12 protein-coding genes and 2 pseudogenes are annotated in these 15,223 nt (G+C 61.2%); 6 read left to right on the plus strand and 8 right to left on the minus strand.

Translation table 11 applies throughout. From position 1 onward, the window contains the following. Nucleotides 1-46 precede the first annotated feature (46 nt). The 4 genes and pseudogenes from recQ (at nt 47) to AC1DDA_RS16325 (ending at nt 6,871) form a co-directional block, all read left to right on the plus strand. Nucleotides 47-1,885, plus strand: a complete 1,839-nt coding sequence (gene recQ, locus AC1DDA_RS16310) for a DNA helicase RecQ (protein WP_476796531.1) — start codon at nt 47-49, stop codon at nt 1,883-1,885. Nucleotides 1,886-2,157: 272 nt separating this feature from the next. Next, the gene (gyrB, locus tag AC1DDA_RS16315; protein WP_441509866.1) at nt 2,158-4,596 is read left to right on the plus strand and encodes a DNA topoisomerase (ATP-hydrolyzing) subunit B; all 2,439 of its coding nucleotides are present in this window, start codon (nt 2,158-2,160) and stop codon (nt 4,594-4,596) included. 463 nt (nt 4,597-5,059) lie between these two features. Then, nucleotides 5,060-5,365: pseudogene (locus AC1DDA_RS16320) on the plus strand (TniQ family protein); the annotation flags it as partial. A 447-nt stretch (nt 5,366-5,812) separates the two neighbouring features. Next, nucleotides 5,813-6,871, plus strand: a complete 1,059-nt coding sequence (locus AC1DDA_RS16325) for a hypothetical protein (protein WP_476796547.1) — start codon at nt 5,813-5,815, stop codon at nt 6,869-6,871. Nucleotides 6,872-7,553: 682 nt separating this feature from the next. Here the strand turns inward: AC1DDA_RS16325 and AC1DDA_RS16330 are convergent. The 4 genes from AC1DDA_RS16330 to AC1DDA_RS16345 all read right to left on the minus strand — a co-directional run bounded on the left by AC1DDA_RS16330 (nt 7,554) and on the right by AC1DDA_RS16345 (nt 11,523). Then, on the minus strand, nt 7,554-8,324 hold the full coding sequence (locus AC1DDA_RS16330) for an SDR family oxidoreductase (RefSeq protein WP_061971282.1): 771 nt from the start codon (nt 8,322-8,324) through the stop codon (nt 7,554-7,556). 179 nt (nt 8,325-8,503) lie between these two features. After that, nucleotides 8,504-9,157 (minus strand): HD domain-containing protein, encoded by a 654-nt coding sequence (locus AC1DDA_RS16335; protein ID WP_061971550.1) that lies wholly within the window; start codon nt 9,155-9,157, stop codon nt 8,504-8,506. A gap of 153 nt (nt 9,158-9,310) precedes the next feature. Then, nucleotides 9,311-10,141, minus strand: coding sequence for an alpha/beta fold hydrolase (locus tag AC1DDA_RS16340; RefSeq protein ID WP_476796544.1), 831 nt, complete (start codon nt 10,139-10,141; stop codon nt 9,311-9,313). 494 nt (nt 10,142-10,635) lie between these two features. Then, nucleotides 10,636-11,523, minus strand: coding sequence for a LysR family transcriptional regulator (locus AC1DDA_RS16345; protein ID WP_476796532.1), 888 nt, complete (start codon nt 11,521-11,523; stop codon nt 10,636-10,638). A gap of 74 nt (nt 11,524-11,597) precedes the next feature. Here AC1DDA_RS16345 and AC1DDA_RS16350 point away from each other — a divergent pair, with 74 nt between their 5' ends. Next, on the plus strand, nt 11,598-12,347 hold the full coding sequence (locus tag AC1DDA_RS16350) for an SDR family NAD(P)-dependent oxidoreductase (protein ID WP_476796545.1): 750 nt from the start codon (nt 11,598-11,600) through the stop codon (nt 12,345-12,347). Nucleotides 12,348-12,419: 72 nt separating this feature from the next. On the opposite strand, the gene AC1DDA_RS16355 is transcribed toward AC1DDA_RS16350, so the two are convergent. The 4 genes and pseudogenes from AC1DDA_RS16355 to AC1DDA_RS16370 form a co-directional block, all read right to left on the minus strand. Then, a complete protein-coding gene (locus AC1DDA_RS16355; RefSeq protein ID WP_061971278.1) occupies nt 12,420-13,121 on the minus strand; it encodes a response regulator transcription factor in 702 nt (233 codons plus the stop codon). Further along, nucleotides 13,111-13,500: a response regulator gene (locus tag AC1DDA_RS16360; protein WP_156407212.1), complete on the minus strand. Its 390-nt coding sequence runs from the start codon at nt 13,498-13,500 to the stop codon at nt 13,111-13,113. Before AC1DDA_RS16360 ends, AC1DDA_RS16355 begins: the two co-directional genes overlap by 11 nt. 2 nt (nt 13,501-13,502) lie before the next feature. Continuing rightward, the gene (locus tag AC1DDA_RS16365; protein ID WP_476796533.1) at nt 13,503-14,144 is read right to left on the minus strand and encodes a response regulator transcription factor; all 642 of its coding nucleotides are present in this window, start codon (nt 14,142-14,144) and stop codon (nt 13,503-13,505) included. After that, a pseudogene (locus AC1DDA_RS16370) lies at nt 14,134-15,177 on the minus strand (ATP-binding protein); the annotation flags it as partial. The pseudogene AC1DDA_RS16370 and the gene AC1DDA_RS16365, both read right to left, overlap by 11 nt. Here AC1DDA_RS16370 and AC1DDA_RS16375 point away from each other — a divergent pair. Continuing rightward, nucleotides 15,140-15,223, plus strand: an 84-nt coding sequence (locus AC1DDA_RS16375; protein ID WP_476796546.1) for a transposase, incomplete at its 3' end; no start/stop codon positions are given. The pseudogene AC1DDA_RS16370 and the gene AC1DDA_RS16375 sit on opposite strands and share 38 nt — an antisense overlap.

Raw genomic sequence — 15,223 nt, forward strand, 5'->3', positions numbered from 1 at the left:
GCGAAAGACTGGCCAAGCGCGTCCGGCTGCGGCACACCCCTTCCCCATGTCGCCATCCCGCGAATCAGAAGCCCGCGCGATCCTGAAATCCGTGTGGGGCTACGATGATTTCCGCCCCGGCCAGTGGGAGGTGATCGAAGCTGCCCTGACCGGCCGCGACGTCTTCGCGGTGATGCCGACCGGCTCCGGCAAATCGATGTGCTACCAGCTCCCGGCGCTGGTCGCGGGCGGCCTCACTCTCGTCGTCTCGCCCCTGATCGCGCTGATGCGCGATCAGGTCGGCCAGCTCGTCCGGGCCGGAGTGCCGGCTGCCTCGCTCAACTCGATGAACAGCGAGAGCGAGGCCACCGAGGCCTGGGACCGTCTCAACGCGGGCGATCTGCGGCTCCTCTTCGTCTCGCCGGAGCGGCTTGCCGGAGAGGGGCTGGTCTCGCGCCTCAAGCGCATCGGGGTGACGCGGCTCGCCATCGACGAGGCGCATTGCGTCTCGCAATGGGGCCACGACTTCCGCCCGGAATATCGGCTGCTCGCCAAGACGCGCGAAGCACTTGGCGGCGTGCCGGTGACGGCGCTGACCGCCACCGCCGACCGGCAGACCCAGGCCGACATCGCCGCCCAGCTCTTTCCGCAGCCGCCGCAGATGGTGGTGCATTCCTTCGACCGGCCGAATCTGAAGCTCGCCTTCGCGCCGAAGGACCAGCCGCGCCGGCAGATCGACGATTTTCTGCGGCGCCACCGCAACGGCTCCGGCATCGTCTACTGCTCGTCGCGCAACAAGACCGAACGGCTCGCCGAAGGCCTGCGCGAGAAGGGCTGGAACGCGCTCGCCTACCATGCCGGGCTGGAGCAGGCGGAGCGCAACCGCAACCAGGACACCTTCCTGCAGGAGGACGGCGTCGTCGTCTGCGCCACCATCGCGTTCGGCATGGGCATCAACAAGCCGGATGTGCGCTTCGTCGTTCATGCCGACATGCCCGGCTCGATCGAGAGCTACTATCAGGAGATCGGCCGCGCCGGCCGCGACGGCCTGCCGGCAGACACGCTCACCCTCTACGGCGTCGACGACATGGCGCTCCGCCGCCGCCAAATCGACGAGAAGCCGGTCGACGACGAGCGCAAGCGCATCGAACACAAGCGCCTCAACGCGATGATCGACCTCTGCGAGAATGCATTGTGCCGGCGCAGTGCGCTGCTCAGCTATTTCGGCGAGGAGACGCCACCCTGCAGGCATGGCCAGGCCCCGTTCCGCTGCGATCTCTGCGGCGCCGAGGCGCCGGCGCTTCAGGACGCGACGCTCGATGCGCGAAAACTGCTCTCGGCCGTGATCCGCTCGGGCGAGCGCTTTGGCGCCGGTCATCTCGCGGACATCCTGACGGGGACGGCAACCGAGACGATCCGCCGCCAGAACCATGACGGGCTCAAGACCTTCGGCGTCGGCTCGGACAAGCCCAAGGCGGCCTGGACCGGGCTGACGCGCAAGCTCTTCGCCGCCGGCGCGCTGGCCGAGGCCAGCACCGAGCATGGCGGCTTCCGCCTGACGCCGAAGGGCGAGGACATCCTGTTCGGCCGGGAGAGCATCGCGCTCAGGGCCGATCCCTTCGCCGAGCGTCGCTCCCGCCGCGGAGAGCGCGATGCCGCCCGCGCCGACGGTCTCGACGAGGGCACGGCCGCCCTCTTCGAGCATCTGCGCAAGCTTCGGCTTCAGCTCGCCCGCGAGGAAGGCGTCGCGGCCTACATCATCTTCACCGACCGGACCCTGATCGCGATGGCGCGCGAGCGGCCGCTCGGTCTCGAAGAGATGCGCGCGATCGAAGGCGTCGGCGAGCGCAAGCTCGCGCAATATGGCGAGGCCTTCATCGAAGCGATAGCGGAATTTCGGGGGTAGGGGCTCCGGCCTGGGCAGCCGTCATTCTCGGGCGGAGCGAAGCGTAGACCCGAGAATCTCTGACATGCGGTAACGCCCGAGCCTCCATCGGCATGAGATGCTCGGGTCAAGCCCGAGCATGACGCTCTGTTCCGACGCCGAAGACACCGGCATCAACGCGCCGACTCGCACACGCGCGCCTATGCGCGTGAAAAAGCCATCGTCTACCCCTATATTGTCCTTTCGAATCAGGATCATCGCGGGCACTCGCTCGCCCGCTCAGGGACCACTTCATGACCGATGCCGCGCTCAGCGCCCAGCCCGACGATTACGGCGCCGATTCCATCAAGGTTCTCAAGGGTCTGGATGCCGTCCGCAAGCGGCCTGGCATGTATATCGGCGACACCGATGACGGCTCCGGCCTGCACCACATGGTCTATGAAGTCGTCGACAATGCGATCGACGAGGCGCTCGCTGGACATGCGGACCTCGTCACGGTGACGCTGAATGCCGACGGGTCGGTCACCGTGACCGACAACGGCCGCGGCATCCCGACCGATATCCACAGCGAGGAAGGCATCTCGGCGGCCGAGGTCATCATGACCCAGCTCCATGCCGGCGGTAAGTTCGACCAGAACTCCTACAAGGTCTCGGGCGGCCTGCACGGCGTCGGCGTCTCCGTCGTCAATGCGCTCTCGGTCTCGCTCAAGCTGCGCATCTGGCGCGGCGGGCATGAGCATTTCATGGAATTCCGCCATGGGGACGCGGTGGCGCCGCTCGCGGTGGTCGGCCCGCAGGGCGACAAGCGCGGCACGGAGGTCACCTTCCTGCCGTCGCAAGAGACCTTCACCATGGTGGAGTTCGACTACAAGACGCTGGAACACCGGCTGCGCGAGCTCGCCTTCCTGAATTCGGGCGTGCGAATCGTGCTGACCGATGCCCGCCATGCCGAGGTGGTCCGTGAAGAGCTGATGTATGATGGCGGCGTCGAAGCCTTCGTGCGCTATCTCGACCGGGCCAAGACGGCGGTGATCGAAAAGCCGATCATGCTGACCTCGGAGAAGGACGGCATCACCGTCGATGTCGCCCTGTGGTGGAACGACAGCTACCACGAGAACGTGCTCTGCTTCACCAACAACATCCCGCAGCGCGACGGCGGCACCCATCTCGCCGGCTTCCGAGCCGCGCTGACGCGCCAGGTCACCGGCTATGCCGAGAGCTCGGGCATCTCGAAGAAGGAAAAGGTCTCGCTGACCGGCGACGACTGCCGCGAAGGCTTGACCGCGATCGTCTCGGTCAAGGTCCCCGATCCGAAGTTCTCGTCGCAGACCAAGGACAAGCTGGTTTCCTCTGAAGTCCGCCCGGTCGTCGAGAACGTCGTCAACCAGGCGCTCTCCGAGTGGCTGGAAGAGCATCCGAGCGAGGCCAAGACCATCGTCGGCAAGGTGGCGGAAGCCGCTGCCGCCCGCGAGGCCGCCCGCAAGGCACGCGACCTCACCCGCCGCAAGGGCGCGCTCGATATCGCCTCGCTTCCGGGCAAATTGGCTGATTGCCAGGAACGCGACCCGGCCAAGTCCGAACTCTTCATCGTCGAGGGTGACTCGGCCGGCGGCTCCGCCAAGCAGGGCCGCGCCCGCGAATACCAGGCTGTGCTGCCGCTGCGCGGCAAGATCCTGAACGTCGAGCGAGCCCGCTTCGACAAAATGCTCTCCTCCGACCAGGTCGGCACGCTGATCACGGCGCTCGGCGCCGGCATCGGCCGGGCCGATGCCGAACAGGGCGGCTTCAACCTGGCGAAGCTGCGCTACCACAAGATCATCATCATGACCGACGCCGACGTCGACGGCGCCCATATTCGTACCCTGCTGCTGACCTTCTTCTACCGGCAGATGCCGGAATTGATCGATGCCGGCCATCTCTTCATCGCCCAGCCTCCGCTCTACAAGGCGGCACGCGGCAAGAGCCATGTCTACCTGAAGGACGAGCGGGCGCTGGAGCAATATCTGGTCGACTCGACGGTCGACGGCGCCACCTTCCGCACCGGCGACGGCATCGAGCGCGGCGGCGCGGATCTGCGCGTCCTGATCGAGGAAGCTCGCAACGTGCGCAATGCGCTGTCGCAGCTGCATTCGCGCTATGACCGGCGCGTCGTCGAGCAGATGGCGATCGCCGGCGTGCTGCATCCGGTGAGCGAGGAGAACGAGGCGCAGGCGAACGAGGCCGCAGCCTATGTCGCGCGCCGGCTCGATGCGATCTCTGACGAGTTGGAGCGCGGCTGGGAAGGCAAGGTCAGCGAAGGCGGCTTCGTCTTCTCGCGCATGGTCCGCGGCGTAAAGCAGGCGGCGACGATTGATGCCGGCCTGCTCGCCAGCGCCGAGGCCCGCAAGCTCGATGCCGCGGCGCTCTCGCTGCAGGAGGCCTATGCCAAGCCCGGCACGCTCGCCCGCAAGGGTGATTCCTTCACGATCAATGGGCCGAGCGATCTGTTCGATGCGGTCTCGACCATCGGTCGCAAGGGCGTCGCGCTGCAGCGCTACAAAGGACTGGGCGAGATGAACCCCGACCAGCTCTGGGAAACGACGCTCGACCGCGACGTGCGCTCGCTGCTGCGGGTCAAGAACGACCAGAACGACGAGGCCGACGATCTCTTCGTCAAGCTGATGGGCGATGTCGTCGAGCCGCGACGCGAGTTCATCCAGACGAACGCGCTCAACGCGACTGTCGACATCTGATTTCGGTTTTGCTTATGGCCCGTAAGGCAAAAAGCGAGAATCCGAAACTAAAAAAAGAGAGTCGTAAACCAAATCTAACTCGCTGAAAGGAGTGGATAACTCGGCCGGAGATTAACTTTGGCGCTGAACGGAAGCCTTGGCATCCCCTCAAATCCGGCTTCGAAACCCACTGATGGTTCGATCGCCGGAGAGTCCCTCGATAGGTTTTTGGCTGGCTGCCGCGCCTCCCAGAACTAATCGCATGTTCCGCCAAGAGAAAATCCCGAGACCGTTAACCGCAATCGGCAAACTGTAGCGAGCCAGCGGCTGTTTGCAGGCCGGAGATCCAAGGGAAACGAACCGTCCTGAGGTCTGATCAGGACGAAAATGCCTTCAGTTGGAGCGAGCGGACTTGCAACACGCGGGAGATGAACGCCTTATCGTTCGCTGCGAACGCAACCACCTCGAGGGAGCGTGGGGTTGGTTGATCAGAGTAGCCGAGGCTAATCATCTATCAAGCCCGCTGAAGATTACCGGGTTAGCTCGCAAACTCAGCCGATCTCAGGACGACGCCGGTCACATTCGCCTGCTCGCTAGCATTACCGGCAATTCCGTCGAAGATACGGCCTCTGTATTTTCCTCTCAGAACTATCGGGCCACTTACCCAGGAGATCGATTTGCGCCACGATTCCTAGAAAAAAGACATTCTAAGATTTGTCCAATTTGCATACAAGAATCGGGGTTCGTATACGCCGCTTGGGACCTTAAGATTTGGACATGTTGCCCAATTCATGGCATACGCATGACCTGCCTTTGCTCGAATTGTGGGTCGAAACTGTCTTATGACAGACCCAAGATCGGTACCTGCAGCAATGCCAAATGCCGCTCCGATCTATTAACGCAACCGACGACTACATCGACCGCGCACGAAATTTCGATCCTTAATTACCTTCTTCCTTTAGTCGGCCGGGAAATTACAGATACTACTCCTTCCGTCCCATTCCTTTGCGAAGCCAAATCCACTGATGATTCTGTTCTATTTTTGTACGGACTTGCTCATTCTCTAGGCATAAACCGGAATCCTATTTTACCTGCTACTTCTGCCTTTCTGATGGATTGGCCGAATTCCGGATATCAATTAATAGAGACGAAACTTTCTACCACCCAAGCGCGGACGTTCGGCACAATACTTCCGCTCGCGCTGAAAAATAAAACGCGCGACACTCCCAAGTATCTAATGGATAGCTTCAAACGCGGATTGAATCAGATTGTCGACAAACGTCAAGCGGCAGATGTGAGACCTAATTTTGACCGAACTAATGAACTAGAGTGGATCTCTGTTGCACAGGCTAGTATTTTGTTGAAGGTCTCTCCCGATTTTTTACGAACACTTCTATCCGTGAGTCCAATCGATACCAAAAGATTTGATACTCCAAATGGGATTAGGACATACATAATGGTTCGAAAATCCTCTTTGGACGAAATAGAAGACCGAATTCCTCATATTGTGCGGTCACCTGCATTCCGTAGAAAGAATGGTTACACAATAACGCGCGGAGACATCGAGCGGGCACTTAATGTTAGCGAGGTTTCTGCAGGATTGATTATTCGAAACCGGTTCTTATTTCCAAATAGAATCGCCTTTTTTGAGGCGCGTCAGAAATTCTCCGTACTGCGATCCGATTTCGACCGGTTCATGGAAAATGTACGTAACCTTTCTGCGGCGAAGAAGCTTTTCTCAAGACGCCTGATACAATTGCGCGATGCTCCAAAATTTCTTGTACACGCATCAATTGATGATGTGTTCCTAGCACTTATTAGCGGAACGGTCCATTTGGCGGAAAAAGACAGTTCATCAGATTGCTCTTTGATGTACCTAGACATCGATGAGACTAGATCTATAGACGCAGATGCTTTTCGAAAATCAAATCCAGGCGCTCTAAGTCAAACAGATAGGCTGATTAGCAGCATCGAAGCCGCCCAACTGATAGGCGTCTCTTCATGGTATATCGCCCAATTGATTGGCTTAGGCTTTATCAAACGCGTCTATAGAACCTCGAATAATACCGGGTCGCTATTAAGCTACGATAGCGTAGTGAATTTCCACCAATATTACATATCTGACCGCGAATTGTCTTTAATATTAAATATAAATCGGGTGGAAGCGAAGAACGTTCTGATTGAAGGCAATGTCGTACCAGATATTCATCCAAGGATGGAGCGGGAAGGTCATTTCTGGAGAGTTGAACGGCTTCCTTTGCATCTAAAGCGGCTTCAACGCCCGCTATTGTCATGAGTCTTAAACGTAAGCGATCACATCGGCGCGACAACCGTCAAAGCCTTCATCTTCCGAGGAACAAAGGGACTAGACTCAAAAATTGGGTCGGCCGGGCCTGCCCTTCAGCTAGCTCGCCGACTAGTACATATCCCGTGATCAGGATAAGCGGAACGCCGCCCCCCTGCTGCAAGCCTCGGAGCACCCACTTACATTTCTCAATGAACGGCGACGTGCGAGCAGTCCGTCGCCCGCACCGACCTTCTGGCGACGTGGCCCAGCCGGACTAGCTGTGGCGAAAATGACGCGCGCAGGGCCAGTTGGAGGGACGCCTGGAAGGGGACCGAATTTCACCGCCTGCGACAGAATACTCAGGGGACCGCGCCTGCGAGGTCTTTGGAGGTGAAAATCGAGGCATAGTGTGACCGCAGCTTGGCGACGCGCCCCCCGTCCGCCAGGAAAAGCTCCTCTCACCAAGCCGGCCCCCTGGCTGAAGATTTGCTCGTCGAGCCAATCGGCTCACCGTCGTAAAGGCGCGCCATCAACCCATTGGATGCCACCACATCTAATGGCGAAGGCGGAAAGTGGCCCTTTGCTGACGTCTGGAACGTCCGCTTCAGGGTGAGTAAATTTAGTGACCAAGCGACCGAAGCTTTTGCGACTCATCGACCTCGACGACTGGCGACCGACGCTGCGGAGCCTCTCAGTTGGCTGGATCAAGAGCCTGCGCCACGTACAGTCGAAGCCAGTCCTCGAAACGCGTAGAGGCGAGCTGGGAATGACTTGCCGGTATGAGGGTGTCATCGCGCAAGACCGCGCCAAAATACGGCGCTTCGGGATCGGCAATTACCGGGCGGGGGTCCTCGTTCGCAGCTAGAATCTGGCGCGCCAGTTCGTCGAGCCGGAAACGATCTGGTCCTGCGACTTCCAACTCTCGATTCCGGGGCCGCTGAAGGATTATGTCGCGTAGCGCTAGCGCGATATCGTCGCCGGCGACCGGCTGAGCGTGCGCCGGGGAGATGCGAAGTGTCTCCTCGGCCCCCCCTGCCTCAACGATCCCGTTGATGTATTCAAAGAACGGTGTCGACCTGAGGATCGTGTACGGAACGCGAGAGCTTCTCGTGATCGTCTCCTGCATCCGCTTTGCCCTGAAGTATCCGCTTTCGGGGAGTTTATCGGTCCCAACGGCAGATAGAACAACGTGGTGTTGGACACCGGCCGCTTCCTCCGATGCCATCAGGTTGCATCCGGAGCTCTCGAAGAATGCCAGGGCTGCTCCCGGATCGAGTGTGGGGGAGTTAGAAACGTCGACCACCACCCGTGCCCCGAACAGCGCCTCAGCAAGCCCTTCTCCGGTTACCGTATTCACACCTCGTGAGGGCGAGGCAGTTACAACTTCAAAATCGCAACCGCCCAGCACTCCAACGAGTTTAGAGCCGATGAAGCCGGTTCCGCCTATGACTACGATCTTCATTTGAATTTCCCGCGGCGCGCTTGTCGCCCGACTTCGTCGATGTCCCCGTGAACTCAGCGTTCCAGGCGCTGCGGTGGATCCTGGAGCGCCTACATTGGACTGCATTGAACTCATTTGCCGCTTGCCCGACCTTCGCCAGGCGATCAGGTTCCCCGGCCTTGCTCCACGGTCCTAAGCCTTCAGTCGTCGAACGGGGCACGTTTGACCAAGTCGACCGAAGACGGCACGCGGTAGCCACTGACAAACCGCTCGCCGAAATCGCGCACGAAGTTGTCGTAGCTGGTTTCTGGTCTGACCCTGGCGATATGGCAAAAGCACTTCGTCATCAGTCGCTTCATGCCGAGCCTTGGATAGGCCGCGACGATGCGCTGGACCTCGTCGGTGGGGATCGCGTCGTATTGAAGTCCAACGACATCAAGGCAGATCCCGGCTGTGCAAAGCGCAACCTCCGCCTGCTTGTAGAGCGCGACGGACGGCGTCGAATTGAGGGCTACACTGTCCCAGATCATCTGAGCACGACGCTCGTCGAGGCCGCTCTCGCGGGCAAAGTCACGGGCGAGATCAGCGCCTTCGACCTCGAATCGGCGCGGCCCGTTGAAGCGCTCGTTCAGTGTGACATCGTGCAGGAGCGTCCCGACGGCGACAACCTCCTCATCATGCTCGGCATTTCGAAGCTGCCCAAGCCTAGCTGCGAAAAGCCACGAACGAACGACGTGATTGAATAGGTACGGCTCGCAGGCACGGCGGGCATAAGCGAGGGCGCTGGCGACGAGCTCGGTGTCCGGCACGGAAACGCCGGCCAGAGTCTGTCGGCCATTTTCGGTCGCAAGCATGGTCCTGCAAGCCTCCGTTGACGGATCGAGATGGGACATTTCCCTGTGGCCGACGGAGAGCCCCTCCGGGCCGGCGCGAATGGCCCCTTGGCGCTTGGCTGTTGGCCAAGGAAAAGAACGAGGCAGTTTCGATCACCGCCTCGTCCCGGAAAATCAGCTTCGGACGAAAGCGAGGATGTCCTTGTTGATGACATCTGCGTGCGTAGTGGCCATGCCGTGGGGCAACTTGTTGTAGATGTTGAGGGTCGCCCTTTTCAGCAGCTTGGCCGAGAGAGGAGCGCTGTCGCCGATCGGGACGATCTGGTCATCGTCGCCATGCATCACGAGCGTCGGCACCGCGATGACCTTGAGGTCCTCGGTGAAATCGGTTTCGGAGAAAGCCTTGATGCCTTCGTAATGGGCCTTGGCTGCGCCCATCATTCCCTGGCGCCACCAGTTCTGAACGATGCTGGGATCCGTCTCGACACCGGGCCGATTAAACCCATAGAATGGTCCGGCCGCGAGATCGGTATAGAACTTGCTGCGATTGGCAGCCAGACTCTTGCGAAGCCCGTCAAAGACGTCGATCGGCAGACCACCGGGATTGCGATCCGTCTTGACCATGATCGGGGGCACCGCACCGATCAGAACAAGTTTCCCGGTTCGGCTCTTGCCATGACGTGCGACATAGCGTGCCGCCTCACCACCGCCGGTGGAGTGGCCGATGTGGACGGCGTTGCGCAGGTCGAGATGTTCAACAACTGCCGCGGCGTCGGCCGCGTAGTGGTCCATGTCGTGGCCCTCGCTCACCTGGCTCGAACGGCCATGCCCGCGCCGGTCGTGGGCGACGACCCGGAAGCCTTGCGCAACGAAGAAGAGCATCTGGGTGTCCCAGTCGTCGGAGCTCAACGGCCAACCATGGTGAAAGACCAGCGGTTGGGCCGATTTCGGACCCCAGTCCTTGTAGAAAATCTCGACGCCGTCCTTGGTGGTCACGTAGTTCATGAGCTTGTTCCTGCTTCTGTTCGAGGAGGTGGTTGAAGTCGGGCCCGACCAGGCCGGCGTGGCACTGACCAGCGTAGCCGCCGCCATGCTTGCTGCCGTGGACAGGATGAGACGTCGGTCGACATAGGTTTCGTTGAGCCAGGGGTCGTGTGGCATCGGATCTCCCGCGCTGTGAGAGTGGGTTCAGACCAGAGAAGCGACGCCGTGGATCAGCGCCTTCGAGATCGTTTCGCTCGGCTTTCAAGCCGGACCTGTTCCCGTCCGCCCTATCGCCCCTGGAGCCCTCCACCGCTGTCACAGCGGCCGGCGCTCTCAGTGTCACGATTGTCGCGACCTCGGCCGGCGGGAACAATCAAACCCGAGCATCTTCGCCCTATCCGGCCGAATAGTGCTTCGTGTCTCCAGGTGTATCGTTCGCCGCATATCGGACTAGTCGCCCGCTGTACCGCTTCGGGCTCGCCTGGACGCGGTATCTTCAGCGGACGACGGGCCGGTCAGCGCCAGCGCGGCATCTCGGCGTCGAGGAACCGAAACAGCGCCGAGACGCGGCCGGGCACCGCTCGGGCAAAGCCATGCAGAACTTGGACGGGTACCGGCGGCAGCGGGTGTTTTTCGAGAACGGACACCAGTTGTCCCGCCGCTAGATCTTCCATCACCGACGCTCGCAGGAGCTGCGCGATGCCGAGGCCGTTGCGGGCAGCGATCCGCATGGCCTCGCCGCTGTCCGTGTCGAATACACCCTGCGGAACGAGCCGCTCTCCGTTCGCGAAGCTAATCGGAAAGGGGCGCCCCCGCAGCAGATAGCGGATGTGATCGTGCCTCGAGAGCGAAGCGATTGTGTCCGGCGCGCCCCGGCTAGCGAGATAGGCAGGCGATGCGACGAGAGCCATTGGAAGCATCCCCAACGGCTTTGCAATCAGATTGGTGTCGTCAACATGCCCCACCCTGATGGCCGCATCGAAGCCCTCCCGGATCAGTTCGACGGGCTGGTCGCTGAGCCCGACGTCGAGCCTTAGCTGCGGATAGCTATGGCTAAAGCGCGTCGTCAGCGCCTCCATCAAAACGCGCCCGAAATCGGCAGGCATGCTGATACGCAATCGACCGGCGGCGACGGCGCTCGGCGTGAGCACCGTAGCGGCCTCATCTATGGCACGGACCAGCGGTGCGACACGCTCGTAATACGCCTCACCCTCAGGTGTCAGGGAGAAGGCGCGGGTCGATCTTGTGAATAGCCGGGCTTCGAGCCTGTGCTCCAGCCTGGCCATGCTCTTCGACACGGCAGAGACCGTGGTGCCTAGCACGCGCGCGCCGGCGGTGAAGGATCCAGCTTCGACGACCGTCACGAAGTTGCTCAGGCCGTTCATGTTGACGGGTTGGAACAAGTGAAAGGCCGCTTGGAGTGCTGGCGATCACTGGTGGCGGTGAGCACCTCATGGACCATCCAACGGAGGTTTTCATGAAAGCACTGTCGAACAAGGTTGCCGTCATCACGGGAGGCAACAGTGGCATCGGCTTCGCCACCGCACGCCGTTTCGTCGCCGAGGGAGCGCGGGTCGTAATCGTCGGCCGACGCCCCGATGCCGTCGCAGAAGCTGCCGAGGCCCTTGGCGAACAGGCTATCGGGATTGCAGGTGACGTCGCAGCACTCGAGACACACGATCGCGTCGCTACCTTCGTCCGGGAGCGGTTCGAGGCCGTCGATATCTACATGGCCAATGCGGGCGGCATCCGGATCCAGCCCGGAGCCGCCGTCTCGCCCGATGACTATGACGCCCAGTTCGATACGAATGCGCGTGGCACGTTCTTTGGGGTGAAGGCGATCGTCCCGGTCATGCGCGATGGAGGCGCCATCCTGCTGACGAGTTCGATCGCGACCCATAAGGTCCTCGGCGGACATGCCGTCTATGCCGGAAGCAAGGCTGCGATAGAAGCCTTCGCGCGAAGCTGGTCGCTGGAGCTGAAGCAGCGGCGAATCCGGGTCAATGTTCTGAGTCCCGGCCCCACCGCGACGCCGATTATCGGCAAGCTCGGCGTCCCACCTGAGGCGCAACGTGACGTTGAGGAGCAGGCAGCGGGCATCATCCCCTTTGGTCGGATGGGGACCGCAGAAGAACTCGCCGAGGCTGCTCTGTTTCTCTGCGGCGAGGCGAGCGGGTTCATCACCGGAGTCAATCTGGCGGTGGATGGTGGCATGACCCTGACCTGAGGCGAGCGCCGGCGCCGCCGAACGACCGGTGGCGACGGCTGCGTGCATGTCACGGTGCACCGGCATAGATCATCACCTGAGCCGGGGTGCTTCGTCTTGCCGGAGGCGTGCAGGCAACGCTTCCCAGGCGCGGATGAGTTCGCCGATCGACGCAGCTTCCATCTTTCGCATCAGGTTGCCCCGGTGCAGCTTCACCGTGACTTCGCTGATGCCGAGATCGAAGGCGATCTGCTTGTTAAGTCGGCCACGGGCGACCTCTTGCATTATTTCGCGTTCTCGCGGTGTCAGCGTCGCCAGCCGCTCGACATAGAACTGTACGCGCGCGGCCTCCGCTCGCCGATCCCGGTCGATCGCGATGGCGGCGTTGACGGCATCGAGTAATGTCTGGTCGCGCACGGGCTTGGTTAGGAAGTCTATGGCCCCGGCCTTCATCGCCTGGACCGTCATCGGGATGTCGCCGTGCCCGGTCAGGAAGATCATCGGCTTGGCGATGCCTCTTCCCGCCAAGAGATGCTGGAGATCGAGGCCGCTCGCTCCGGGCATCCTGATGTCGACGACCAGACAGCCCGGGTTCTCCAGCGCATTTGTTTCCAGCAGGGCTTGTGTCGAAGGGAAAGCGGTCGCTCGAAACCCTGCCGATGCGAGCAGTTCGCAAAGAGCCTCGCGAAGCGAGGCGTCGTCATCGACGACGATGACGAGTGGCTGGATGTCGCCAGCGCTTTGCCGCGAGGCGTTTGGCACGTGGCTATGCGCGTTCGATCGGTCAAGCATCATGTTCAGTTTCCCCGTCCAGAGTGCCTAAGGCCTTCCCGATCGCAGCCAATAGTACGCGGCCGTCGAACGGCTTGCAGAAGAAGCTCTCCACCTCGCGAGCTCGGATTTGCTCGGCTATTTCGTGTCGCCCTGTGATCAGGAAGACGGGAAGGTCCGAGCGTTCGCTCATCGCCCGGTCCCGGAGCTCAAACCCGTCCACCCCGGGCATACCCACATCGGTGATCAGCAGGTCGAGGCCGGAGAAGCCGTGCCTGATCAGCGATGCGGCCGATGAAAAGCCTCGAACGGCGTAGCCGGCGGACTCGAGCAGGTCCTCCAGAGACTCGAGCAGCCGGGGATCGTCATCGACCACCGCCACAACATATGCGCTCCTGCCCACGCTCAGGCTCCTCCCAACCGACGTGAGTGTCGTATCGGGATCGCCAGCCGTTCCGCGATCCGCACGAGATCGGCTAGTGATGATGCCGCCATCTTCTGCATCACGTTTCGTCTGTGGATCTGGAGGGTAACCTCGCTGATGCCGAGTTCGGCGGCGGCCTGCTTGTTGAGGAGTCCGCTGACTACCAGCGGGAGAACGTCCCGCTCCCGTGGCGAGAGCTCGTGGTAGCGCTGCATAAGCAAGGAGAGCTCGGCGCGCTTAACCCTCACTTCCCGATCCTGTTCGATCGCTGCACGGATAGCCGACAGGAGAGCGACATCGCTGAAAGGCTTGGTCAGGAAATCGACGGCGCCGTGTTTGATCGCGCGCACCGAGGAGGGGATGTCGCCATGCCCGGTGATGAATACGATCGGGGGATGTTCGGCCTGCGCGATCTGGCGCTGCAATTCGAGCCCATTGATATCAGGAAGCTCGACGTCGAGGATCAGACAGGCCGGGAGGTCGGGCTTTTCCGACTGGATGTAGTCACCAGCGGAATCGAACGAAATCGCGTCGACGCCGTTGGCGGCCAGCAGCTCGACGAGCGCCTCTCGTAGAGCCGCGTCGTCGTCGACGATGAAAACGATGGTGTCGTCAGCGGTCATGATCCGCCTTCGTTTCAACCGGCAGCGTGAAGATGAACGTCGCTCCAACAATCGGATTATTCTCGGCCCAGAGCCGTCCGCCGTGGGATTCGATGATGGTTCGCGCAATCGCCAGCCCCATGCCCATCCCATCGGGCTTGGTCGTGAAGAAGGGCTCAAACATGCTGTCCTGCATCGTGATGCCCTGGCCTAGGTCGCCGATCTCCGTCTGGATGACGTCGCCGTTATGGAAGACACGCAGGCTGAGGACCTTGGCGGTGGCAACGGCATCCATCGCGTCCATGCCGTTGCGCATCAGGTTGATGAGCACCTGCTGGATCTGAACCCTGTCGAGGGCGACCAGCGGAATATCCCCGTCGATCTCGACATCCATCCGGACACGACGGCGCGCGGCTTCTTCAGCCACGAAATGTTGCGTTTCGGCGACCACAGTCCCGAACGGCATCGTCGTCCGCTTTTCCACTGATTGCTTGAACAGGGCCCGGATTCGCGCCACCACGGCCGCTGCCCCGTTGGCATCGCGAAGGATGCGCTCGACCGTCTTTTGAGCACGCTCGATGTTGGGCTGATCGGCCGCCAGCCAACGCTGGCAAGCGTGCGAATTGGCGACGACCGCCGCGAGCGGCTGATTGACCTCATGGGCGATCGACGCGGACAGCTCCGCGAGGCTCGCGGCCTGGCTCGCCCGCGCCAGCCTTTCCTGTGACAGGCGTAGCTCCTCATGTGCGCGGATCTCGCCGTCGATATCGAGGCAGATCACGTTCCATTGCACAATTGCGCCGTCAGCGCGGCGCATCGGCGCGGCTCGGGTCTCGACCCAGCGATACTCACCGTCAAACCGGCGTAGCCGGTGCCTCCTTGCATAGGGCTCGCCCGTGCAGAGGCTGTGGGCATATTGGGTCTTAACCCCCTCGACATCGTCGGGATGGACTCTGACCTGAGACCCTGATCTTCCTCCAGATTTGAGTAGAGTCCGTCGATCATGGAGACGGACGATGCGCCCCTCACGATTCACGGAAGAGCAGATCATTGGGATGCTGAAGGAGCAGGAGGCTGGAGCGGCGACGGCTGATGTCTGC

This window comes from Allobosea sp. 10N428 (assembly GCF_056394545.1).

Bases quoted from the DNA above. Each gene is read 5' to 3' on its own strand.
- recQ (WP_476796531.1), top strand. From the start codon at position 47: ATGTCGCCATCCCGCGAATCAGAAGCCCGCGCGATCCTGAAATCCGTG.
- gyrB (WP_441509866.1), top strand. From the start codon at position 2,158: ATGACCGATGCCGCGCTCAGCGCCCAGCCCGACGATTACGGCGCCGAT.
- AC1DDA_RS16325 (WP_476796547.1), top strand. From the start codon at position 5,813: ATGGATAGCTTCAAACGCGGATTGAATCAGATTGTCGACAAACGTCAA.
- AC1DDA_RS16330 (WP_061971282.1), bottom strand. From the start codon at position 8,324: ATGAAGATCGTAGTCATAGGCGGAACCGGCTTCATCGGCTCTAAACTC.
- AC1DDA_RS16335 (WP_061971550.1), bottom strand. From the start codon at position 9,157: ATGCTTGCGACCGAAAATGGCCGACAGACTCTGGCCGGCGTTTCCGTG.
- AC1DDA_RS16340 (WP_476796544.1), bottom strand. From the start codon at position 10,141: ATGAACTACGTGACCACCAAGGACGGCGTCGAGATTTTCTACAAGGAC.
- AC1DDA_RS16350 (WP_476796545.1), top strand. From the start codon at position 11,598: ATGAAAGCACTGTCGAACAAGGTTGCCGTCATCACGGGAGGCAACAGT.
- AC1DDA_RS16355 (WP_061971278.1), bottom strand. From the start codon at position 13,121: ATGATGCTTGACCGATCGAACGCGCATAGCCACGTGCCAAACGCCTCG.
- AC1DDA_RS16365 (WP_476796533.1), bottom strand. From the start codon at position 14,144: ATGACCGCTGACGACACCATCGTTTTCATCGTCGACGACGACGCGGCT.